Genomic DNA, 24518 nt, shown 5'->3' on the forward strand with positions numbered 1-24518 from the left:
TGCCTCCTTTATTTCTTTTCCGCTACCGGTTTACGGGCTACGCGAATATGAAGTTGTTCCAATTGCGAGTCATCCACTTCGGAAGGTGCATTCATCAGCAGATCCGTTGCACTTGCCGTTTTCGGGAAGGCAATCGTTTCACGCAAATTCGTGCGGCCCGCCAGCAACATCACCAAACGGTCAAGACCAAAAGCAATTCCGCCATGCGGTGGAGTTCCATATTCGAATGCTTCCAGCAGATAGCCGAATTTCTCATTCGCTACTTCTGGAGAGAGTCCAAGGGCAGCAAACATTTTCTCCTGAACGTCACGTTTGTAGATACGCATCGAACCGCCACCTACTTCATAACCATTGAGAACAAGGTCATAGGCTTGAGCACGAATAGCACCCGGATCTGTGTCGAACAGATGTACATCTTCGTCTTTTGGACGTGTGAACGGATGGTGTTCTGCCACATAACGTTTGGCGTCTTCATCATATCCAAGGAGTGGGAAGTCCACAACCCAAGCAAATTTGAATTTGCTGTCATCGATCAGGCCGAGTTGACGGCCGATTTTCAGACGCAATGCGCCCAGTACGTCAGCAACCACTTTTTTCGTGTCTGCGGAGAAGAGCAACAAGTCGCCATCCTCAGCACCAGTACGTTCTTTGACAGCTTCGATCTCTTCAGGCGTGAAGAACTTCACGATTGGCCCTTTGAACTCGCCGTCTTTTACTTGAATCCAAGCCAGACCTTTCGCACCGTAACGTGCAGCAAATGGTCCGAGATCATCGATCTCTTTACGACTCCATGTGCCACAGCCTTTAGCGTTGAGCACTTTCACTTCTCCACCTTTTTCGATGACGGAAGCAAATACTTTCACACCACTGTTTGCTACGATATCGTTCATTTCAACCAGTTCCATACCGAAGCGCAGATCTGGTTTGTCTGAACCGTATTTACCCATTGCATCTGCATACGTAATCCGTTGGAAAGGCAGTTCCAGCTCAATGCCTTTGGTTTCACGCAACAATTTGGCCATCAGTTCTTCCATCATTGGCAGCAAGTCATCCTGTTGCAGGAAGGAAGTCTCGATGTCGACTTGCGTGAATTCGGGTTGACGGTCTGCACGCAGATCCTCATCCCGGAAACAGCGAGCGATCTGATAATAACGCTCAAGTCCACCCACCATCAGCAACTGTTTGTAGATTTGTGGGGATTGTGGCAAAGCGAAGAATTCACCTTCATGCACACGGCTCGGTACGAGATAATCACGCGCACCTTCCGGGGAGCTCTTCGTCAGGATTGGTGTTTCCACTTCAACGAACTCTTCTCCGTCCAGGTAGTCACGGAACACTTTGGATGCTTTGGAACGCAGTTTCAGTGTTTCGAACATTTCCGGACGACGCAGGTCCAGGTAACGATATTTCAAACGAAGGGATTCATCCACTTCTACACCATCTTCGATGAAGAATGGAGGTGTTTTGGCTGCATTCAGCACTTCGATTTCAGTGATTTGAACTTCAATTTCGCCAGTAGGCAGATTTTTGTTCACTGTTTCTGCATCACGTTTAACGACTTTACCTGTTACAGCGATAACATACTCGCTACGTACACGATCTGCAATTTGCAGAGCTTCGCCGGAATAAGCCGGGTTAAAGACAACTTGTACAATCCCGCTGCGATCACGCAGATCGATGAAGAGTACGCCCCCCAAGTCACGACGGGTTTGAACCCAACCGTTCAATGTTACTGTCTCACCGATGTGTGCGGGTGTTAATGCGCCGCAATGATGACTTCTTTTCATAACCAAACTCCTCATTATGTGAATTTCCGTTCTGCATGGGCAGGTGGTACCTGCTCTTCAACAGTCCGGTTACGTGTAGATCATGTATTCGAAAAGGCTTGTTACCTCTGGCTCACCAGCTCCCAATTCGTTGGAAACGTTGATGAACCTCAGTAATTTTGCCGGATCAATGTGTTAATGGAACGTTTTAATCTCCATTTTACAGTTCGTGCTTATTTACTTTCGCGAATGGCTGCTACCAGATCATCAAGCTTCACGGTTTGTTGCTCTCCCGTATCCATCGACTTGAGGGCGATCTCACCACGCTCCAGCTCGTCATCACCAAGGATGGCGGTATAGCGGGATTTGAAACGGTCAGCCGATTTCATCTGGGCTTTCATCTTGCGGCCCAGATAATCACGTTCCCCAGACAGTCCAGACTGACGAATTTTGAACAACAGTCGGTTCACTTCACGATCAGCGGCCTCTCCCAGAGCAACAAAGTACACATCCAGTGGAGCGAGCGTAGTCACCTCAATATTTTGGTGCTCCAGGATCAGTTGAATACGCTCCAGACCAATACCGAAGCCGATGCCCGGCTGATCAGGTCCGCCGATATCTCCAACGAGACCATTGTACCGGCCACCGCCACCAACCGTATCAATTGCTCCAATCCCTTGGGCTTTTAATTCAAACGCAGTCAGCGTGTAATAATCCAAGCCCCGTACCAGACGATTGTTCACAGCATAATCTACTCCGAAATCATCCAGGTATGCCTGCAGCTTGGCAAAGTGATTCAAAGACTCTTCATCCAGGCTATCCAGTATGGAAGGCGCCCCTACGAATTTGTCCTGATCGACTTTGCAGTCGAGTACACGCAGCGGATTGCGCTCCATGCGAGACTGGCAGTCCTTGCACAGGCTGTCTTTCATCGGTCTGAGGAACCCAAGTAATGTCTCGCGGTATTCTGCACGGCTAGTCGAGTTGCCAACGGAGTTGATCTCCACTTTAACATCCTTCAAGCCGAGCTCTACACACAATTGGTAGCCCAGTGCGATGACTTCGGCATCAATCGCCGGGTCCAGTGCACCGATGGCTTCTACACCAAACTGGTGGAACTGACGCTGACGACCTGCCTGCGGACGCTCATACCGGAACATCGGACCGATGTAATACAACTTGCTCACATCCGGTTCGCCGTAGATTTTATTCTCTACATACGCACGGACAACACCGGCTGTTCCCTCTGGACGAAGAGTCATGCTGCGATTGCCTTTGTCATCAAAGGTATACATTTCTTTCTCAACGATATCGGTAGTCTCTCCTACACCACGTACAAATAAAGAAGTCTGTTCGAAGATCGGTGTACGAATCTCGCGGTAATTAAACCGTCGACACAGATCTCGTGCTTTTTCTTCTACGTACTGCCATTTCTCGACAACTCCAGGAAGTAAGTCCTGCGTCCCCGTCGGTTTTTGAAAAGCCATCTTGATCCCTCCAGCATTGATTTTTTTCTCTACAGTTAAAAATTCTACACGTGATCACTGCGCTGGCAGATCAACCTTACAATCGCTGTTATCCCCAGATTTTTTAAATTTTCATTCTAAATGTGAAAATCCGGTGATAGCATATGCTTCCGATGCAGCTTTCTTTCAGAAAGCTTTCAGGCGAACGCTTCGCTTTTACAGGTTTTTTCTGCCCTCTCCGTTTTCGTGTATTTCTTTTAAATCAACTTATATAACAAAAAAATCCCTCGCCCTGTCGCTGTATATACAGCAAACAAAGGGACGAGAGATTGTGTAATATACATTCACCCGTGGTACCACCCACATTTCGGAAACCTGACACTTTAGCCGTTCAGGTGATCTCTGATGATTCAGGATTGCCTATTGCACCCTGATCAAGCAGATATTCCGCTCTACGTGTAACGCACGTCCTGCGCAGGCCGGCTACTGGTCAACAGATCATGTCTGCCATGTTCGCCGTCTGTTCTCGGGGAAGTCATTCGTCCGCTCATCAAGAGAATCCTTACAGCCTGGGGATTCCTCTCTGGTCATGTGGGCACGGAGTACTTGGTCCCGTCATCAAATCAGTAATATAGTTCAAAAATCGACTTGTATTGACTATAGTCAACGTATTATTTTCTGATTGTAATGAACCGCAGTGCTAAAGTCAAGGGTTAACATGAAAAGATAGCATTAAAAAAATTCTAAGCACACGCCGTACTGGATAGAAAGTACACTCCAATTATGGCGGATAGAAGCTGGATTCCTCAAACGAATTCCAACTCCAATCCCTACATAACTCTATTGTTTCAGCATCCACTTCAGCAGATCAGGCATGCTCGCCCATAGACGGGAGTGCATAATGACATATTCAATCGCTTCATTGGAATCGCCCATTCCGACAAAATCAGGGAGGTTATGCGGCAGGCGTTTCAAACCCAGCAGGTAATCCGGCACATGTTTGTTCATCCCCCGAGCCACACGGTACAGCTTTTCGAGCTGCGAGGTGATTCCATTTTTCTTATACTCCAGAATGATCTGGTCATAGGCAAAGGCCGTTGAGGCGCCACCTTTTCCATACTTCGCCATCAATTGTTCTGCCTGCTTCAATTGGTTGCTGTACAGATACACAGCAGCGAGCAGGTAACGTGCTCCGGTATTGTCTTCCGTATTAAGTTCCAGCAACCGCTCCAGGGTTTGTGCCGCTTCTTGGGTATCCCCACCAAACCAGCAAGATTCCGCGTAGCTTTTGCATACCCGGATATATGGACGAGTCTCTTGAAGCCCCCAGAAGTGCCCTTTGTTCTTCTCAAAAAACAGGTCACCCAGTTCGCGTTCTCCAGCAGCAATTCCGGCCTTGAGGTAAGCCCGTGCATCTGACTCGTTGTCCGATTCCTCAGCCAGTATAAGATATGCATCCGAGCTGTCAGGATATACCTCCAGCACCGTTTTCGCCAGTTGTATTTTGCGTTTGGCAGAACTGGCTTCCCTCGCCTTATGTAGCAGAGCCTCCGCTTTGTCCTTTGGTGTACCTGGACCGTTCAGCACCATTAGCTCGTCCGTTTCGCCGCCCATTCCGTATTCTTCAATGTAACTGAACATCTCATTGACCTTCCGGGAGATCGTACCTGTCGTTACCTCATATTTAGTGGCCATATCAGGTTTTGAGACATTGAAGCCGTATTCCTCGGACAGCAAATATTCAATTGCAGCACAGAAGGAACCTGTCTTCTTCACAGTGGGGCGCGTCTGGCGGGAATAACCGTTCCATAACATCAGAGCTTCCGAAATCAGCTCACCCTCGTATTGGTTCCGCATGTTCTCAATCAGCTCCAGGGCCAACTGTTCGTGAGAAGGATGTTCCCATTTCAGCTCTTGCGTTACCATCCTTTTCAGTTTGGTTGGAGTCAGCTTGCTCTCAGGCTGAACTGTAGCTTCTTGGACAGGCTGCTCCGTTGATATCAGGCGCAGTATAGATTCTGCGGGTGAGGACTCCTTATTCAAACAGCACTTCTTATATTTTTTCCCACTTCCACATGGGCATAACTCATTTCTTCCAACCTTACTCAAAACTAATTCCCCCTTAAATCTGTCACTAGCCAGTTGTATGAGAACACAGTTGCATTAACATTTAGGTGCCGTTTCTCGTACGAGGCATTCTATATGATTTGCAGTTTCCAGCGAGCAAGCAGAACGGCTACCCCGCCCTTGTATAAGGACGGGGGGCGTTTCTGCGAGTATTAGAAGGATTAGAGACAACCCGAAACTCCTTTTATACTGTTCATGTGCAATAAGGCGGTTCTCTCTGTCGATGTGTTCCTCATACACACTGTCGTTGAATTGCATTCGCCTGAGCCCAAATGCTAAATGCTTGCTTGATGCTTGATATACCATCCGATGAAGCTAAACTATGAAACAACTGGCTTTAATATATTCGAATCCATTCCTCTATTCTAGCAAAAATTATATAAAGGGGTAAGCTTTACACAAAACATATACATTTTCATTCCAAAAAAATAGCCTGCACACGGTGTGCAGGCTCAAAAGATATATAAAAAAAGGGGGTCATGTGTGTTATTATAAGCCCACTATGTTAAAGGCTTATGTAACTAATATTACAGTAATATTACAAAAATGATAGCGCTTTATTTCTTTAAAAAGTATAGACATAATTAAAAGCCCTTGCACATTACTCGACTCTGTAGTCAAGCAGTGCAAGGGCAAAAGGGATCTACACGTTAATTCAGTTCTTCCACATAGGCATGGTTGGAACGAAGCTTATGAACAATTTCGTCATAATCCTCATCCCTTACTTTGGCAGACAGAACATAGTGCAGATCATCATAATCGGCCGAAGACACGTCCGCAGCATCCAGCATGTCTCCATCCTCATTCACTCTGTCACGAGAGTCCCGTTCTGCATCACGATCCACATTGGATACCACAGGGATCACATTTTCGCTAGCTGGAACACCGGGAGCGGCACCAACACCCATTGCTCCGTTCGTGCCTACACCACCCGCAGTATTATATGGTACCAGTGGTACCATAACACGCGTGTCTCTACCTATCGCACTATCGAGTTGACCTACTTCCAAATGCTCTGTACGGAACGTCTGAAGTGAAGTTCTTGCTCCCTCCGCCTCGTCTTCGGTTCGAAAATACGCCTGAATATGTTTTGTCATGTCAAACCCTCCTTTTTCGGAATGAAATGCAAACGTGAAGTTTGTATAAGTCACGATGTAACGTAGTTACAATACTTCAATGTATGTCAGTTAAAACTGGTGAAGTTAAATCACTTTTAGCAGTTCACGCACAAATGCTGGCTCATCTTCAGGCGTTCGGGATGTAATATAGTTTCCATCCACAACAGCCTCATGATCCTTGAACTCTGCTCCTGCGTTTACCATGTCATCCTTGAGCGGTGGATAAGATGTAATCGTACGGCCTTTCAACAGATCGGCACTAGCCAAAATCTGCGGACCATGGCATATCGCCGCGATTGGTTTCTTCGCACTGTTGATCTCGGTGACAAACTTCAAGATGTGCGCATCACTTCGCAAATTCTCAGGGGATGATCCACCAGGAATCACGACTGCATCATACTCTGAAGCGGATGCGTCAGCAATCGCCTTATCTGTCGTATAGGAGGCTTTTCCTCCTTTACCTTTAAGGGTCTCACCAGCTTTTAAACCGATAATCTCCACTTCGTGTCCAGCTTTTTTTACTTCGTCATACGGCACCTGCATCTCCGAATCTTCAAAGTCATTCGCCAATAAAAAAGCAACTTTACTCATAATGTATGTTCTCCTTTCCGTGTTCGAACTTTCTTTATGAATCGGGCCTTGCAGTACAATGGCACTTCGTTGTGCCTCGTTTTGTTATTACCCTCACCAGAGCAATTTATAACAATCCGATGTAATTTCATTTTCTAGGAAAATCGACTAACGAGTATTTTATAAAAATCAACTCATGACAAAAAGACCTGATTCGGTGAGGAATCAGGTCTTTTTCAAAATCTGTATAATCCAAATTTCAGATGTTTATACAAGTGTGGACAATCAAGATCGCGGAAGATGACTCTGTTTCCCTTTGTCGGAATCCTCAAGTGCCCAGATCGTTGCAACACACTCAGCAGCCGCACGGGCAAGATGCAATGATTCATACAGGTTGCCAGGGAGTAACAAAGGTTCTGTACGGATACGTGTTTCTTTCGCAGATTGGCGCATAATTGGCTGGATACTCCTTTGATCATAAAATAGTCATCAACGAATTATCCTTCATTATGGCCTGAACCCGAAGAAATTATGCACGTGGTTCCTGTCGAACCGGACTCTCAAGCATCAAAGTCACGGGTCCCCAGTTGGTAAATGTTACATCCATCATCGCTCCGAAACGACCGGTTTCAACCTGAATCCCTTTATCCCGCAAAAGTTGATTAAACGTCTCATATAAACGTTCTGCCGCTTCAGGTCGGGCCGCAGCTGCAAAGCTAGGACGCTTTCCTTTGCGACAATCTCCGTACAGGGTGAACTGGGAAACGGATAGTACAGCACCCCCTACATCAAGCAGGCTGAGGTTCATCTTCTCCTGATCATCCTCAAATATCCGTAACCCGCTAATTTTGTCAGCCAGATACTGAGCATCCTTCTCCGTGTCCTCATGGGTAATACCTACGAGCAACATTAATCCGGATTCGATCTTACCCGTCAGTTCGTCTCCCACAGTCACCTGAGCCTCTTTACAGCGTTGAACAAGCACCCTCATCTTACAGGCTCCTTACTGCATAATCCGATGCACCGAATAGACATCTTTCACCCGTTTGATCCGATCTACAACGGATTGCAGATGATCCGTATTACGAATCAGAATTGTGACGTGCACCAATGCTAATTTATTTTTATCTGTCCGTCCGGTAACGGCAGAAATATTGGTTTTACTTTCAGATACAGCCTGAAGTACCTCGTTAAGCAAACCATTCCGATCATGGCCTGTAATCTCAATATCCACACTGTAACTCGCTTCGATATTCTCTTCCCACTCAACCTCGATCACACGTGCTGCTTCTTCTCCGTCTGCACTTGTTGGAATATTCGGACAGTCACTACGGTGCACGGAAACGCCGCGTCCGCGTGTAACGTATCCGATAATGTCATCCCCAGGCACAGGATTACAGCATCGTGCAAATCGAACAAGCAGATTATCGATGCCCTTGACACGAATGCCGTTGGTTGGTCGATTTCTCCGTTCAGGTGCAGGTTTCAGCTCGCGCATCTCGGAATTTAATTCCAGCAAACTGGACTCTTCCTGCTCTTTACGCAGCTTTTCAGTTGCTTTGGTTACGATCTGTGCAGCAGTAATTCCACCGAAGCCAACAGCTGCAAGCATGTCCTCAATATCATTAAACGCATATTTTTTGGCAGCTTCCATCAACTTGTCATCCGTCATCCACGCAGAAGGATCAAGCCCCATGCGTTTCAGTTCACGCTCACAGCTCTCTCGCCCTTTTTCAACGTTTTCTTCACGGCGTTCCTTCTTAAACCATTGTTTGATCTTCGCTCGTGCATGAGAAGATTTCGCAATTTTCAACCAGTCCTGGCTAGGTCCGTAAGAATGTTTGGACGTCAAAATCTCGATGATATCACCTGTCTTCAGATGATAGTCCAGCGGAACAATTCGACCGTTCACTTTGGCACCGATGGTCCGATTACCAACCTCCGTATGGATTCGATAAGCAAAATCCAAAGGAACAGACCCAATTGGCAATTCAATGACTTCTCCTTTTGGCGTAAATACAAATACCAGATCCGAGAAGAAATCCATTTTGAGCGATTCTACGAATTCTGACGCGTCCTGTGCTTCATTTTGGAGTTCAAGAATTTCGCGGAAGAACGTAATTTTATCTTCAAATTGCGGACCTGCCGCTGCGCCTTCCTTATATGCCCAGTGAGCAGCGATACCAAATTCAGCAGTCCGGTGCATATCCCATGTCCGAATCTGTACCTCGGTTGGTTCGCCATTGGGACCGACTACCGTTGTATGGAGCGATTGATACATATTCGCCTTCGGCATTGCAATGTAGTCTTTAAAGCGTCCAGGCATCGGTTTCCATAACGTGTGTATAATTCCCAGGGTAGCATAACAATCCTTGATATTATCCACAATAATACGAATAGCAAGCAGATCATAAATTTCATTAAACTGCTTGTTTTTGGTCGTCATTTTCTTGAACACGCTGTAGATATGCTTCGGACGGCCAGAAAGGTCTGCCTGAATGCCCATCTCATCAAGCTTGTTCGTAATTCCGTCCATAACCGTATCGATATATTGCTCACGTTCGGCACGCTTTTTGTGCATCAGGTTCGCAATACGGTAATATTGCTGCGGATTCAAATAACGGAGGGCGATGTCCTCCATTTCCCATTTGATCGCAGAGATCCCCAGACGGTTCGCAATCGGACAGAAAATTTCCAGCGTCTCATATGAAATCCGGCGCTGGCTTTCTTCCGATTGAAACTTGAGTGTCCGCATATTATGCAGACGGTCAGCCAATTTGATCACGATGACACGGATGTCCTGCGCCATGGCGATGAACATTTTGCGGTAGTTCTCGTTCTGCTGTTCTTCCTTGGAGCGGAACTTAATACGTTCCAGCTTCGTCAAGCCGTCAACAAGCATGGCACACGTATTGCCGAAATGATTGCGGATCTCTTCAAGTGAGACCGTAGTATCCTCTACTACATCATGAAGAAGCGCTGCTATTATGGAGATGGTGTCCATCTGCATGTTCACAACAATGTCGGCAACCGCAAGCGGATGCAGAATATACGGTTCTCCCGATTTTCGCGTCTGTCCATGGTGGGCCTGATCAGCAAATTCGTAAGCTTCTCGTATGCGCACCAGATCGGGTTCTTTGATATATGCCCCGGCCTTCTCGAGTAATTGCTCTATGCCCATTCTGATCTGTTCCGTGTCCTTTCTATACCAAATGGAACCCGTGACATTGCTGCAACACAGGTTCCCCGTAAAAGTAATTTCCTATAATTATGACGCTTCGCCCGTTTCCCGTCAACTGCTGACGAATAAGAGCGCTTATCCATTTTTTATATTGGTGCTTTGTATTACTTTTAACAAGTTTCCCTATGACTCACAAGGGATTGAATGCATTTCTTATTTCTTATGTATTATTGCCGTTATTTGCTGAAATAGAAGGAAAATTCATGAAAATATAAATTCCATCGCTCTGCTGCGTCAAAAATGTTATTGCTTAATTAAGAGAAACTCTGTAATCTATTGAAAGTTTGTGTTTCGGAAAAGGAGATGAAATTCATTGCAACGCGAAATTCAGGTTAATCAAAAGATGCCACTTGGCTCAGGTTCACTGCTTAGCCTTCAGCATTTGTTCGCTATGTTTGGCAGTACGGTGCTTGTACCAAACCTGTTCGGTGTCGATCCAAGTATGATCCTGCTGATGAACGGAATTGGAACACTGTTGTACATACTGATGTGTAAAGGAAAGATACCCGCATATCTTGGTTCCAGTTTTGCCTTTATCGCACCTGTCACAATGGTATTAAAACAACATCCAGAGAACGGCTACTCCATGGCACTTGGAGCTTTTATCATAACAGGACTTGTTTTCTGTCTCGTGGCCCTCATTATTAAATTTGCGGGTACCGGATGGATTAACGTAGTCTTCCCACCAGCGGTTATGGGCGCGATCGTTGCTCTGATTGGTCTGGAGCTTGTACCTGTTGCAGCTGGTATGGCTGGATTGATTAATTCTGATCCCGTGGCTAACCCCAATTGGGTGCCTCAAGCCAAACCCATTATTTTATCCTTGGCTACGCTTGGCATCACAGTAATTGGTGCCGTAACGTTCCGTGGATTTCCCAAAATCATTCATATTTTAATCGGAATTGTATCCGGTTATGTATTGGGTAGTTTAATGGGTCTGGTTGATAAACAAGCTATCGGAAACGCAGATTTCATCTCACTGCCAACCGTAACCACTCCTACATTTGACTGGTCCGTTATTTTCACCATTTTACCTGTAGCGCTTGTCGTTATCGTAGAGCATATCGGACATTTGCTTGTAACGAGCAGCATTGTGGGCAAGGATCTTTCGAAAGACCCGGGCCTTCATCGTTCCCTTCTTGGTAACGGGGTCTCCACCATCCTTTCCGGGTTTGTAGGATCTACTCCCAATACAACTTATGGTGAGAACATCGGTGTTATGGCACTGACTCGCGTCTACTCCACATATGTCATTGGTGGGGCAGCAGTTATTGCCATCGTGCTCTCCTTCTCAGGAACATTCTCGGCGCTTGTAGCCAACATTCCTGTACCTGTAATGGGTGGAGTATCCCTGCTTCTCTTCGGGGTTATTGCAGCATCGGGTCTGCGTATTTTGGTTGAACAGAAAGTCGACTTTGCCAAGCCAACCAATCTGCTGCTTACCACACTTGTACTGGTCATTGGACTGAGTGGTACTGAGGTTGTCTTCTACGGCGTTCATCTGAAAGGGATGGCACTGGCAACCATCGTCGGAATCCTGATGAGCTTGTTATTTAAACTGTTTGAAGTAATGGGTTGGTTGAATGACGATTCGCAAAAACAGCCTATCACTGAAAAAACGCCTGATTAATTTCACCGTATCGTATATAAATCAAAAAAGCCTGTTCTATCCAACCTCAATGGTTGGATAGAACAGGCTTTTTTATAATCATTAATGCTGTATATTATTTCCCGGGAAAAGGGAAAAGCAATTCAGGTTTTAATCACAACACTCCAAGTGGAGATTTAAACTTAGTAGTTCATCAATGTGAATACATCGATTTTTTCAGGCAATTTAGCACGACCATTCAAATCAGTCAGCTCGATCAGGAATGCAGCACCGACAACGTTCCCACCCAATTGTTCAATCAAATTGATGGAAGTTGCAATCGTTCCCCCCGTTGCGAGCAGATCATCTGCGATAAGGACATTTTGACCTTTCTCAATCGCATCTGTGTGCATAGCGAGTGTATCCTTGCCATACTCGAGATCATAACCGACTTCAATCGTCTCTCCAGGCAGTTTTCCACTTTTGCGAATCGGAGCAAAACCGACACCAAGAGCGTACGCCAGAGGGGCGCCCACAACGAAACCACGTGCTTCAGGTCCAGCAATGACGTCAATTTTGAGATCAGAAACCATCACTTTCAATTCATTGATCGCATTGCGGTACATTTCTCCATCTTTCAACAATGTCGTAATGTCCTTAAAGCTGATTCCCGGTTGTGGAAAGTCAGGAATGACACGAATATAATCTTTAAAATCCAAAATAATCTCCTCCTAAAATAAATACACAAACTTCCATCTAAGATACGCCCTTCATCCGGGATATCATCCATTGTGTCAGTTGCGGTGTGGCTGCATCCAGCATCACCTGTTCTATCTCGGCCATGTTTTCGAGCGCCTGATAGTGACGAGAAGCGGTTAGTTCACGCTTAGGCGGGTTATCCACAAACGCAATTTTGCCGTTATCACGGGTAATGAAGGAAAGCTCTTCGAATACATCCAACATCATCGTAATCATGCGCGGCGAACAACCACACTGACGACTGAGCACAGGAGTAATCTCTTGTTCCTCCACGGGTTCAGCTTTCCATTTCAACACCTGCATATAAATACGCTTAAAGAGATCTCTGGAAGGCATCTGAAGGCGATCTCGGCGGTTGCCTGATCCGTGCAGAAGGATGATATTCTCAGCTCCACTGAACAAAGCCAGCATGGCATCAAGTTGTTCCGGGGTTTCCGGCGTATCAAACACAAATAACGTCCGGACTTCTTCCTGTCCATAATGCTGTGCAGCAGCATTACACGGAAATAACCCGACCTTTCTATCATATACCCAAAGGCAAGGTTCATACAATGAATTTCCCTCGGAAACGTCTGTTTCTTTCCGAACAATAGCACCAACAGAACCTGATTTGTATCGCAGATGCACCTCAAGTGAGCTCAAAAATTGCTTCATCGCATTCAATGGCTCGGCATTACCGCGCATATCAAACACTTGAACCTGAGGAACATGAATGTCCTGAAGCATCAGTTGCGGTTTTCTCATCCCATTCCATTCATTAATGGACAGTTCTCCCATCACATCAATAACGGAACCTGGGAGAAGGAACTCCGCTAACGCCCCCTTGCCAAAAGCGACAGTTTCCAGTTGCTGACCATCCTGTTCCAGAACCAGTTTCAAATGGCGTTTCTCTCGTCCCATCGTTCTGGTTTCCTTCACAGTCACGCTTCTCAGTACGAATCTAGGCGAAGGATTGCTCATCCCGAAAGGCTGCAATCTGTCGATCTCCTGGATCACTTTCAGCGGAACATCACTGATTCTGCATTCATCATCTGCAAGACGCTGAGGTACAAAGTCCTCTTCAGTCAATACAGATGCAGCAAACTCATTCAAGCCATCCTCAAGTTCTTTCAGCTGATCGCGATGCAAGGTCATACCTGCTGCAGCAGGATGGCCCCCATAATGGTCCAGACTGTGTTTATTAACTGTGAGCGCCTCATAGATATCCAAGCCCTCAATGGAGCGCGCAGAGCCCTTACACACACCGCTCTCTGGATCAATTCCAAGAATAAGAGTAGGTCGGTAATAACGCTCCAGCAACTTGGAAGCCACAATACCCACCACTCCAACATTCCAGCCTTCACCAGCCAATACGATAACATCCGGAACAGCTCCTGAACGTAGCTGTATCTTTTGTTCCAGCTGCGCAGTTGCTTCTTGTAGTATGCCCTCTACGACTTGCTGCCGCTCTCTGTTCAGTAGATCAAGTTGACCCGCAAGCGTATGAGCTTCATCCAGGTTCTCCGTGGTGAGAAGTGATACCGCTCTCCCAGCATGATCCAAACGTCCACTGGCATTAATACGAGGAGCCATGGCAAAGGCAATATTAATTGAAGTCACCTGACTTTGATCCACTCCACTGATTTCCAGTAATGCCCCCACACCTAGAAGACGTGAACCACGCATCGACTCTATTCCATAACTGACGATAACCCGGTTCTCCCCTTCCAAAGGCATCAGATCGGCCACGGTACCGATGGCAGCAATCTCCATCCATTCACCGGGCACTTCCCCGATCAGTGCCTGGGCAAGTTTCAGGGCTACTCCCGCTCCGGCCAAACCTTTAAAGGGATACGGACATCCCGGAAGTTTGGGATTAATAAGGGTAAAGGCTTCTGGCAAAATTTCAGGCGGCTCGTGATGGTCTGTCACAATGACTTCGATACCCAGTGTTGCCGCATAGGCAATCTGTTCAACAGCGCTGATTCCGGTATCCACGGTAATAATCAACGAAACACCTTGTTGATGGGCCCAATCCAATGCATGGTTGTGCAATCCATACCCTTCATTCGAGCGATGAGGGATATAGATATCGTACGAGGCACCAAGATGACGCATCAAATGGATCATGAGCGATGTGCTGGATACGCCATCGGCGTCATAATCACCATAGATCAAAATATGTTCTTCGCGCTCCAAAGCCAATTTGATGCGAGGCACAGCTTCATTCATGCCGAGTAGCAGATAGGGATCATGCATTTGATTCAGATCAGGATGCAGAAAACGTTCGGCCTCCTTCTCATTGTGCACGCCTCGACTCACAAGCAAACGTCCAACAAGTGGGGAAACGGAAAGCGCCTGCGAGAGTCCCGCAGCCGCCTCCAAATCGATATTCGGTGTATTCCACCGGTATTGCGAATAAAGCAAAGATAACGCTCCTTTCCTGATCTACTGGACCCGCGCTTCACTACTGAATTAATGTCGCTTCGTGATCGGGCAGTTCATGATTGGATTTATAGGGATAGCCTGGATCATAAGGCACCGCTTGAATCTGTACCTCTTTCACATGACTGAACCGGGTAAGCAATAGTGTCTTGGCCCGATTTGCAATTTCCTGTGCTTCCAGTATGGAGATTCTCGGATTCACACTAACGACCAACTCAATCGTAACGTCATGTTCCTGTTCCCGAGCAACCAAGTGCTCAATGGTAATAATGCCGTATACGCGCTGTACAGTCTCTTTGAAATCGGACGCATCCTCCTGCTCCAGTTCCTGAACAAGTGAACCATATACTGTGTCCACAATCATTCGGTAACCCTTATGAAGTACAAAACAGGAAGCAATCAATGCAGCCGTAGGGTCCAGGTAGAGCAGCATGCTCAAACCTGTCTCTTCACCAGCCATAGATCCTATAATGCCGATTAACACGGTTAGAGAACAATAGAGCGCACGACGATGTTGCTGTGCATAGGCTAAAGCCTGAGACTGGTTTCGTTTGCGAAAATATCTGTACTGAAATTGAAAAATCGCTTCTTTTACAGCCAGAGCTGCAACAGCCACCAAAAGTACCGACTTGCCGGGTGCTTCCGGTTCACTTCCGGAGAGACTACCCAATGCGGAGATGGCAAGCTGTAATCCACCCATGAGGATCAGCACAGATAACAATACGGAGACTCCCGGTCTGGCAACACGTGAGTGTTCTTTAAACCGCTCCCTGCGAGCCTTACTCTTATCACGTACAGACTTGGAGGGAAAGAGACCTGCCAGGGCAGAACCAGCTTCAGAAGCAGAATACAAGCCGTCAGCGAGCAATGATTTGCTGTTTGCCATATAACCGACTCCCGCTTTGATTACCGCAAGTCCCATATTACCAGCAATACCACTCCATGTGGCAGCCTGAGCAGATGGGATATGTTCTCTGGTCATGAATATTCCCCCTTATTTCTGTACATAAAGTTGCAAAACCGCGCCTGGCAGACGCGGCTTCACAATAAGATGTTTAGTTAGATTCTTTAGCCACTGTTTTTGGCTTGTTAACTTGTTTACCTTTGAGCGTGAGCCATAATGGTGCCGCAATAAAGATTGAAGAGTAAGCGCCGAACAATGTTCCGATCACCATTGCAAGTGAGAACATGCGAATGGATTCTCCGCCAAAAATAAACAAACAAAGTGAAGCAACAAAAACCGTAAATGTTGTATTTAATGAACGAGTCATTGTTTGAGACAAACTGTGATTAACTACTTCACGCAAGTCTGCTTTAGAAGACTTTTTAGCAAATCTCAAGTTCTCACGAATTCGGTCAAAGATAACGATGGTATCGTTAATTGAGAACCCGACAATGGTCAACACTGCAGTAATAAAGGTCAGATCTACCTCCAAGCGGAAGATCGAAAATACACTTATGACGACAAATGCATCATGGAACAATGAAACCACTGCTGCCACAGCAAAGCGCCATTCAAACCGAATCGCAACATAGATCATGATCCCGATACTTGCAATGAGTACCGCGTAGATCGCATTGCGCTCCAATTCTTTGGCCATCTCCGGATCAACAGTATTCACTTCATAGGAAGCCGATGCATCCAGTTTGGTAAATTCCTGTTTGAATTTACTCTCTTGGGTCTCATCCAATTCATTGGAGAAACGAACATTTACACGATCAGCACCCGGTGTAATGGTAACATCACCCTCATCAACACCGATGTCCTTAACAATAGGTTTAATCTGCTCCGCTGTAATCGCCTTGGATACCGTAATATCCACATTCGATCCAGCACGGAAATCAACCGCGTAATTCAAACCCAATGCCAGAATGCTGATGATACCAGTAATCGTCAAAATAATTGAGAAGATATAGGCAATCTTACTGCCTTTAACATAATCAAAATTCCAATTAAAGCGCACGAATTTCACTCTCCTTCACTCCGAAGTACTTAGGCTTCTTCAACACGTTACCCCGTACAAGCAGGGTCAACAGGAAGCGGGAGAAGAAAATATTCGTGATAATACTGGTGACAATATCAAAAATCAGCACGAGTGCAAACCCTTTAACCGCACCTGTACCCAAGAAGAACATAACAGCCGCAGCAATAATGGTTGTGATGTTGGAGTCAATGATTGTTCGGAAGGAATGTTTACCACCCGCTTTAACCGAAGACAAGATCGACTTACCACTGCGCATTTCCTCTTTAATCCGTTCGTACGTGATGATATTGGCATCCACCGCCATTCCTATACCCAGGATAAACGCCGCAATACCTGGAAGGGTGAGCACGAATTCTCCTAAATAGAAGATTGCAAGTACCAGCCACGTATGTGTAATCAAGGCAAAACTCGCGATAATGCCAGGAATACGATAAAGCCCGATCATGAACACTAGAATAATAACGGAACCAATCAATCCCGCTTTAATCGTCTGATCCAGAGAAAGCTTACCGAGTGTTGCACCCACACTTTGTGAATACTTCTCTGTAAGTTTCAGTGGCAATGCACCCAGGTTAATGGTGTCACGAAGCTGATTTGCTTCATCACGAGTATAGGCACCCGAGATCTGAGCGGAACCATCTGTCAACTGTTGTCTAACGGTTGGAGCAGAGAGCAGCTCATCGTCCAAATAAATAGCGAGAGGTTGTCCGATCAAGCGTTTGGTAATCTCGGAAAATTTGGCTTTGTCTTTCACTTGAATGTCAATCATCGGCTCATTCAATTGAGTGAATACAACTTTGGCTGCATTCTCAACAAATTCATTTCCGCGAAGTTCAATTTTGGTGTATTCGCCTTCCTTATCATTCTCAGCTTTACTACGGAAGGTCAGAACAGCCGGTTCTTTCATTTTGGCTCTAACTTCAGCCTCATCCGTAACCCCTGCCAACTTCAATCGAATCCGGTTGCTTCCTTCAGTGGTTACCTCCGGTTCGCTTGTTCCGAGCGCATTGGCGCGGCTTTCAAGACTTTTGGCCGTTTGCACCAAAGATGCTTTGGTGACTTGTTGTCCTGCTTCGAGCGGCTCTGCTTCATATAAGATCTCGTAGCCTCCCTTTAAATCAAGGCCCAAGCGTATATTTTTGAGCAGTTCCGGGCTTGTTCCCACCATTACCCCTGTGGTGACAAGCACGACCAGAATGAAACTGATAATTCTTTTCATGCCGTTCCTAGATCCCCTTTCGTTCTCAATATTCCTATTATAGCGATGCCGTAAAAAGCAGTCAATTTTCAACAAAAAAGATCCCTTTCGTCTAGAAAGAGGACCCCCGGTATGCAGACACGGTCATAAAGTTCATAAAGCTTGTTGCTTTCAGTGACAAAATGTCGTTCACCAGCTGGTGAAGCGGTGGAATGCCCTGTTTTTCATATTTATGACTGACGCAATTCCAGACATCTTTGCTGGTGACATATTCGTAACCGACAAGCCTTAATTCCTCCGCCTTGCTTCGGCAGAGCATCTCTATTGACTGTTCCAACTCCACATCATTCATTTCTTCCAACGGGGAGCCTCCCTTCGTACATCCAAGCCTTTATGCGGCATCAATATTACATCATTCGACTTCGCCTGATCATATTCCTTCTTGCTGGTTATGGTTCTTTTTGTTAATCGTGTCCAAGTTGTCATGAGAAGATGAAGGACTGGCATAGGATGAAGAACAACGGCTTTGTCCCGTTTATGATGATAACCTGTACTTTCAACCGGGAAAGAGGGGTAGTCTTGAAGAAACAGACATTTATCCAGGGAGCCATGATCCTGCTCGCGGCAGGCATAATTAATCGAATACTTGGTTTCATCCCGCGTATTGCGCTGCCACGAGTCATCGGTGCAGAAGGTGTTGGCATCTACCAATTGAGCTATCCCTTTTTTATCGTACTGGTGACATTAATTACGGGTGGTATTCCGCTGGCCGTAGCCAAGCTCGTAGCCGAAGCTGACACTGGCGCCAATCGTTATTCCCCCCAGCGAATCCTGCAAGTAAGCTTAAGCTTTACGTTAACCTTGGGTGTAGTCTTCATGTTTTTGTGCATCCTATTTGCACCCTGGGTTACCAAGTATGTGCTCACGGATGAGCGGGTGTATCATACGTTCGTCAGTATGAGCCCCATGATTGCCATTATCGCCGTATCAGCCGTCTACAGAGGGTACTTCCAAGGCAAGCAAAACATGATGCCTACTGCCATTTCATCCATTGTTGAAACGATTATTCGCATCGTCTGTGTCATTTGGTTTGCCTGGCTTCTCCTCCCCCACGGTATTGCACAAGCTGCTGCTGGTGCCATGCTCGGAGCCCTTGTTGGAGAATTTGGCGGTATGCTTGTACTCTTGTGGAAGTATAACAGGCAGAAGAAAGAGTTACCGCTCGTTATGCAACAGAACATGTCCAATCTAACAACCAAACCTTCAGCCAAAGCTTTAAACCCAATTCCTTCAGTTATGAAAGAAACCACTACTCCACAGCCCGGTTTAATCCGGCGATTGCTTGCAATCTCGATTCCCGTTACAGCAGGCCGATTGGTTGGTTCTCTATCCTATCTGGCCGAAACTATCGTTACTGCCCAGAGTCTGGCTCTGGCAGGCATATCCAAAGGAATCGCTACAGCACAATATGGTGCACTACAAGGTATGATTATTCCTTTGCTGCTGTTGCCGGGGGCACTGACTTCATCGCTTGCGACATCACTTGTGCCTTCACTGTCAGAAGCTTCTGCTCAGGGAGATCGCGCGCTGATTCACAAAAGAATGCATCAGGCATTACGTTTGGCGCTCGTGACTGGTGCTCCGTTTTCTGTGTTTATGTATGTGCTTGCCGAACCGATGTGTCTTGTTCTGTATAATGATGCATCGATCGGAAGCATGCTGAAGCTAATGGCTCCTTTTGCTTTGTTCATTTATATTCAAGCTCCTCTTCAAGCTGCGTTGCAAGCCCTTGATCGTCCAGGTAAAGCACTGCTAAATACATTCATCGGTGCTGTTATCAAAATCACGTTAATTTTGACGCTCGCTTCCCGTCCTGAATATGGGATTTTCGGTGCAGTCATCGCCATCTGTGTGAATTCTACTGTCGTTACCTTGTTACACGCCCAAAGCGTTCGTAGTCTGCTACAGTTCCGCTTCAAGATTATGGATTGGGTCAAAACGGGGGCCGGAATGTTTATTATGGGAGCAGCGACCCTACTCGTATACGAAGAGACTGCCATGATCTTGCCTTTCTGGCTCCGCATGATTCTCGCTCCTTGTGTCGGGCTTATTGTGTATTTCATCGTCATGGGCTGGACCAAAATGATTGACTTCCATGATCTGTCCCGTGCTCCTTTGATAGGTGCATGGTTCAAGCGTCGGTCAGGCAAATGAATTTCATTTTTTATCATCTTTTGGACTTACATAAATCTTACCATTATGGTCGATGGAGCATATAAATACATCTTTGAAATCCAGAATTCCGTTATGTTGAATTTGATTTTTCAGCCAAAATCTTGTTTTCTGGATGATTTCCAGATTCTGATCCTGAACTTTACCGTCCATAATGAGGGGCAGCGGCAGACCTTCGTATTTGATATTTGTCAGCCCATCAATCTGATTTTTCTCTGCTTTGGATTTACTGGAAGAAGTCCCTCCCGAATCAGAGCCTGAAGAATTGCTGTCGTTGGAAGCATTCTGATCCTTGGGAAAGACGGTCAACTTACCCGTAGTCTCCAAAATGGCATAATCCACCTCACCGATACTGTCAACATTCTGTTCGCGGAGTTGCTGCAATAGATCATCCAGATTATATCGTTGCTTCCGCATCTCATCTCGGTGAAGAACGCCTTTGGAGATCAAAACCGTAGGTTTGCCATCAATCATCAGGCGAAGACGCCGACTTTTAAGACCTATAAACGCCATTCCGATCTGTACGATGATCAAGGTAAGCATGGGGGCAATCCCATGAGAAAGCGGTTTATCGATATCTTCAATGACAAAAGCAGCCATCTCGGCAAGCATAATGGACACGACAAGATCAAACATGGATAGCTTACCAATCTCACGTTTACCCATAACCCTCATTGCACAATACACCAGAAAGTACATGAGAATGGTTCGAAAGATATGTGATCCAACATCTGGGAAGTTCACAACAGGGGTCCTCCTTCGAAACTGAGTTATTAACAGTAGCTGAGTAGTGCAATCCATATTTTGACCTGAACCTCACAGGCTCATGCAGAAATAATCCGTTCATTTAATGGAAATCAGTTCATAAGTCAGAGGGCTTGACCATACACTGTATTAACTTCAAACTTGTACAAGGGGGTTGCTTCATGCAATTGATCCGCCGCTTGGTTTCGTTTCGAGTGTCCAATCCGATTCTGTCAGGCCTCTGTCAGGCTTTTGTATGGATGTTTATCGGAGCATTAATCCTCTCCTTTTTTCTCTGGGTGAGCGGAATGCGGGAACAGGACCTCTCGTTGTATACTTATGTTGTGCATGGCTTATCGTTATTGGTTGGTGGTTTTGTGGCAGGCAAACGTTCTGGTGAAAAAGGATGGTACTACGGAGGAATTACCGGAATCGTATACGGACTGCTCGTACTGTTAATTGGATTTCTCGCGTTGGATGCTTCATTTAATTGGAAAGATAGTTTGCAACTGCTCAGCGCTTTCTTCATTTCAGCTCTCGGTGGCATGTTCGGCGTTAATACACATCGCTCCTAGCAGACTGGTGAAGAACATCGACTTTCCCTCATAAAACAAAAAAAAGAGAACCGGGTCTCCAGGAGATCCGGTTCTCTGCCAGGGAATACGCCATATAAACGCACCCTCGTTATTCTATGTTACAGCAACTATTCAACAGCCGTATCACGAGTTACAGCACTGCTGATTGCATTACGATCAAACGTCAGTTTAGTTACATCGTTTACACGCAATACAACTACATCATCTGTAATCTCAGCGATCGTACCGTGAAGGCCGCCAATCGTTACAATTTTATCGCCCTTTTTCAATTGGCTCAGCATGGAATTCCGTTGCTTTTGCTTTTTGTTCTGTGGACGAATCATCAAGAAGTAGAAGATTGCAACCATGAGTACCAAAGGTACGATCAAAGATACAATTCCACCGCCTGCTGGTGTTCCTGCTAGAGTCATTCCCTGAAACATTCAAACTCCCCCTTATCGACTATACATACAGATATTGCTTGTTACGCCGGTTCCCTCAACAACTCAATCAGAAACCTTTGTCATTGTCATGAAGACCATATTGATCGAAAAATTCATCCCGGAAATCAAGCAAACGATCTTCCATAATGGCTTTACGCACGTTACGCATCAAATTCTGCAAGAAATGAAGATTATGGATCGTTGTCAAACGCAGGCCAAATGTTTCATCTGCTTTGATCAGATGACGCAGGTAAGCTCTGGAATAGTTGCGACAAGTGTAGCAATCACACTCTGGGTCAAGTGGCCCAAAATCAGTTGCAAACTTGGCATTGCGAACTACCAGACGTCCTTGGCTGGTCATCGTTGTTCCGTTACGGGCAATCCGGGTAGGCAGAACACAATCGAACATGTCCACTCCACGAATAGATCCCTCAATCAACGCATCGGGCGAACCTACCCCCATCAAATAACGTGGTTTATTGGACGGCAACAAAGGTAACGTATAATCCAATACACCATACATCAAATGTTTCGGTTCTCCAACACTCAGTCCACCAATAGCATACCCCGGGAAATCCATGGAAGTCAAATCTGCGGCGCTCTGACGGCGAAGATCTTCATGCATGCCTCCCTGTACGATGGCAAACAGACCTTGGTCATGCGGACGAGCATGACTTTCAAGACAACGTTCTGCCCAGCGACTCGTTCGTTCGAGTGATTTTTTGACATATTCATATTCAGCTGGATACGGTGGACATTCATCAAATGCCATCATAATATCGGAGCCAAGTGCATTCTGGATTTCCATGGCCACTTCAGGAGAAAGGAACTTCTTATCTCCGTTCAGGTGAGAGCGGAAGTTAACGCCTTCTTCCGTAATTTTGCGCATCTCACTGAGCGAGAACACTTGGAATCCACCGCTGTCCGTCAGAATTGGACGATCCCAGTTCATGAACTTGTGCAATCCGCCAGCTTCACGAATGATTTCATGTCCTGGTCTCAGAAACAGGTGATACGTATTACTCAAAATAATCTGAGCATCCATGGCTTTTAACTCTTCAGGGCTCATTGTTTTGACGGTCGCCTGTGTACCTACAGGCATAAAGGTCGGTGTCTCAATCACACCGTGCGGTGTATGCACACGTCCCAGACGTGCGCCGGATTGTTTGCAAGTTTTGATATGTTCATACGTAATTGCTGCCATTGGTTTTAATCATCCTCTAAAAGTTAATCGTTATACCGTTATATTAATATATCAACATGGCATCGCCGAAGCTGAAGAACCGGTATTGTTCTTGAATGGCTTCCTGATATGCCTGCATAATATGTTCCCTGCCCGCAAGTGCACTAACCAGCATAACCAATGTGGATTTTGGGAGATGAAAATTCGTAAGCATCCCATCGATCACTTTGAAGGAGTAGCCCGGATAGATAAAAATACTTGTCCATCCGCTGCTTGCTTGCAGTACTCCATCTTCAAACTTGCTGCCCACTGTTTCCAGAGTCCGGCAACTGGTTGTCCCAACCGCGAAAACACGGTGTCCATTCTCTTTGGTCTGGTTAATAAGATCTGCCGTTTCTTGTGACAAAGAGTAATACTCCTCATGCATGACATGATCTTCTACGTTGTCTACCGACATTGGTCTAAACGTCCCCAGTCCTACATGAAGCGTAATGAAAGCGACATTAACGCCCTTGCCACGAATTTGATCCAACAATTCATCCGTAAAATGCAATCCCGCTGTGGGTGCAGCCGCTGATCCTTCATGCTTGGCATACACGGTCTGATACCGTTCGCGGTCATCCAAAGTCTCTTTAATATACGGTGGCAACGGCATCTCACCCAGACGGTCCAGAATTTCCTGAAAGATTCCATCATACGTAAACGTAAGTGTACGTGCCCCCATCTCGCCTTCTTCTTCAATGATTGCCTTCAGTTCGTCTCCAAATACGATAACCGAACCGGCTTTCAGCTTTTTACCCGGCTTAACCAGTGCTTCCCACTTGTCGCCCTCCACATTTTTAAGCAATAAGACTTCCGCTTTTGCTCCGGTGTCTTCCTTTGTACCGAACAGACGGGCTGGAAGAACACGCGTATCATTCAGAATCAATGTATCCCCAGAATCCAGAAAATCGATAATATCAGGAAACGTTTGATGATTAATCTCACCACTATCTTTGTTCAAGGTAAGCAAACGGGAAGCCGTGCGATCAAGCAACGGCGTCTGTGCTATCAATTGCTCTGGTAATTCAAAATCATATAAGTTCACATTCATTTTAGT

21 protein-coding genes are annotated in these 24518 nt (G+C 46.0%); 3 read left to right on the forward strand and 18 right to left on the reverse strand.

The features are described from left to right. Positions 1 to 8 precede the first annotated feature (8 nt). The 8 genes from aspS to MKY85_RS23340 all read right to left on the reverse strand — a co-directional run bounded on the left by aspS (position 9) and on the right by MKY85_RS23340 (position 10228). Positions 9 to 1787: an aspartate--tRNA ligase gene (gene aspS, locus MKY85_RS23305; protein WP_091027644.1), complete on the reverse strand. Its 1779-nt coding sequence runs from the start codon at positions 1785 to 1787 to the stop codon at positions 9 to 11. 212 nt (positions 1788 to 1999) lie between these two features. Beyond that, positions 2000 to 3253, reverse strand: a complete 1254-nt coding sequence (gene hisS / locus MKY85_RS23310; protein WP_339237003.1) for a histidine--tRNA ligase — start codon at positions 3251 to 3253, stop codon at positions 2000 to 2002. 819 nt (positions 3254 to 4072) lie between these two features. Beyond that, entirely contained in the window at positions 4073 to 5341 is a 1269-nt protein-coding gene (locus MKY85_RS23315) for an SEC-C metal-binding domain-containing protein (protein WP_342570880.1), read from the reverse strand. Between the two features lie 668 nt (positions 5342 to 6009). Then, a complete protein-coding gene (locus tag MKY85_RS23320) occupies positions 6010 to 6456 on the reverse strand; it encodes a hypothetical protein (RefSeq protein ID WP_215074538.1) in 447 nt (148 codons plus the stop codon). 105 nt (positions 6457 to 6561) lie between these two features. Next, a complete protein-coding gene (locus MKY85_RS23325; protein WP_339237008.1) occupies positions 6562 to 7068 on the reverse strand; it encodes a type 1 glutamine amidotransferase domain-containing protein in 507 nt (168 codons plus the stop codon). Positions 7069 to 7332: 264 nt separating this feature from the next. Further along, entirely contained in the window at positions 7333 to 7500 is a 168-nt protein-coding gene (locus tag MKY85_RS23330) for a hypothetical protein (protein ID WP_253440218.1), read from the reverse strand. Between the two features lie 76 nt (positions 7501 to 7576). Next, complete coding sequence (gene dtd / locus MKY85_RS23335) at positions 7577 to 8038, reverse strand: D-aminoacyl-tRNA deacylase (protein WP_342570881.1); 462 nt, start codon at positions 8036 to 8038, stop codon at positions 7577 to 7579. Positions 8039 to 8050: 12 nt separating this feature from the next. Continuing rightward, a complete protein-coding gene (locus MKY85_RS23340; protein ID WP_339237014.1) occupies positions 8051 to 10228 on the reverse strand; it encodes a bifunctional (p)ppGpp synthetase/guanosine-3',5'-bis(diphosphate) 3'-pyrophosphohydrolase in 2178 nt (725 codons plus the stop codon). A 373-nt stretch (positions 10229 to 10601) separates the two neighbouring features. On the opposite strand from MKY85_RS23340, the gene uraA reads away from it, so the two are divergent. Next, positions 10602 to 11918, forward strand: a complete 1317-nt coding sequence (gene uraA / locus MKY85_RS23345; RefSeq protein ID WP_342570882.1) for a uracil permease — start codon at positions 10602 to 10604, stop codon at positions 11916 to 11918. 161 nt (positions 11919 to 12079) lie between these two features. On the opposite strand, the gene MKY85_RS23350 is transcribed toward uraA, so the two are convergent. The 6 genes from MKY85_RS23350 to MKY85_RS23375 form a co-directional block, all read right to left on the reverse strand. Then, positions 12080 to 12595, reverse strand: coding sequence for an adenine phosphoribosyltransferase (locus MKY85_RS23350; RefSeq protein WP_124115601.1), 516 nt, complete (start codon positions 12593 to 12595; stop codon positions 12080 to 12082). A gap of 37 nt (positions 12596 to 12632) precedes the next feature. Beyond that, positions 12633 to 15041 (reverse strand): single-stranded-DNA-specific exonuclease RecJ, encoded by a 2409-nt coding sequence (recJ, locus tag MKY85_RS23355; RefSeq protein ID WP_342570883.1) that lies wholly within the window; start codon positions 15039 to 15041, stop codon positions 12633 to 12635. A gap of 40 nt (positions 15042 to 15081) precedes the next feature. Further along, positions 15082 to 16041, reverse strand: coding sequence for a cation diffusion facilitator family transporter (locus MKY85_RS23360; protein WP_342570884.1), 960 nt, complete (start codon positions 16039 to 16041; stop codon positions 15082 to 15084). Between the two features lie 73 nt (positions 16042 to 16114). Beyond that, complete coding sequence (secF, locus tag MKY85_RS23365; protein ID WP_342570885.1) at positions 16115 to 17023, reverse strand: protein translocase subunit SecF; 909 nt, start codon at positions 17021 to 17023, stop codon at positions 16115 to 16117. Then, positions 17013 to 18263, reverse strand: coding sequence for a protein translocase subunit SecD (gene secD / locus MKY85_RS23370; protein ID WP_051447453.1), 1251 nt, complete (start codon positions 18261 to 18263; stop codon positions 17013 to 17015). The genes secF and secD overlap by 11 nt, the downstream gene beginning before the upstream one ends. 91 nt (positions 18264 to 18354) lie before the next feature. After that, positions 18355 to 18594 (reverse strand): post-transcriptional regulator, encoded by a 240-nt coding sequence (locus MKY85_RS23375; protein ID WP_036617497.1) that lies wholly within the window; start codon positions 18592 to 18594, stop codon positions 18355 to 18357. 227 nt (positions 18595 to 18821) lie between these two features. On the opposite strand from MKY85_RS23375, the gene spoVB reads away from it, so the two are divergent. Then, positions 18822 to 20456, forward strand: a complete 1635-nt coding sequence (spoVB, locus tag MKY85_RS23380; RefSeq protein ID WP_342570886.1) for a stage V sporulation protein B — start codon at positions 18822 to 18824, stop codon at positions 20454 to 20456. Positions 20457 to 20459: 3 nt separating this feature from the next. On the opposite strand, the gene MKY85_RS23385 is transcribed toward spoVB, so the two are convergent. After that, a complete protein-coding gene (locus MKY85_RS23385; RefSeq protein ID WP_339237033.1) occupies positions 20460 to 21218 on the reverse strand; it encodes a DUF421 domain-containing protein in 759 nt (252 codons plus the stop codon). Between the two features lie 182 nt (positions 21219 to 21400). On the opposite strand from MKY85_RS23385, the gene MKY85_RS23390 reads away from it, so the two are divergent. Then, positions 21401 to 21793 (forward strand): TIGR04086 family membrane protein, encoded by a 393-nt coding sequence (locus MKY85_RS23390; protein ID WP_339237035.1) that lies wholly within the window; start codon positions 21401 to 21403, stop codon positions 21791 to 21793. A 128-nt stretch (positions 21794 to 21921) separates the two neighbouring features. Here MKY85_RS23390 and yajC read toward each other — a convergent pair whose 3' ends face one another. From yajC to queA, 3 genes are all read right to left on the reverse strand, one after another. After that, positions 21922 to 22236, reverse strand: coding sequence for a preprotein translocase subunit YajC (gene yajC / locus MKY85_RS23395; RefSeq protein WP_342570887.1), 315 nt, complete (start codon positions 22234 to 22236; stop codon positions 21922 to 21924). 67 nt (positions 22237 to 22303) lie between these two features. Further along, positions 22304 to 23440 (reverse strand): tRNA guanosine(34) transglycosylase Tgt, encoded by a 1137-nt coding sequence (gene tgt / locus MKY85_RS23400; protein WP_342570888.1) that lies wholly within the window; start codon positions 23438 to 23440, stop codon positions 22304 to 22306. A 43-nt stretch (positions 23441 to 23483) separates the two neighbouring features. Then, complete coding sequence (queA, locus tag MKY85_RS23405; protein ID WP_342570889.1) at positions 23484 to 24512, reverse strand: tRNA preQ1(34) S-adenosylmethionine ribosyltransferase-isomerase QueA; 1029 nt, start codon at positions 24510 to 24512, stop codon at positions 23484 to 23486. Positions 24513 to 24518 lie beyond the last annotated feature (6 nt).

The organism is Paenibacillus sp. FSL R5-0749, from assembly GCF_038595085.1.
Classification (GTDB): Bacteria; Bacillota; Bacilli; order Paenibacillales; family Paenibacillaceae; genus Paenibacillus.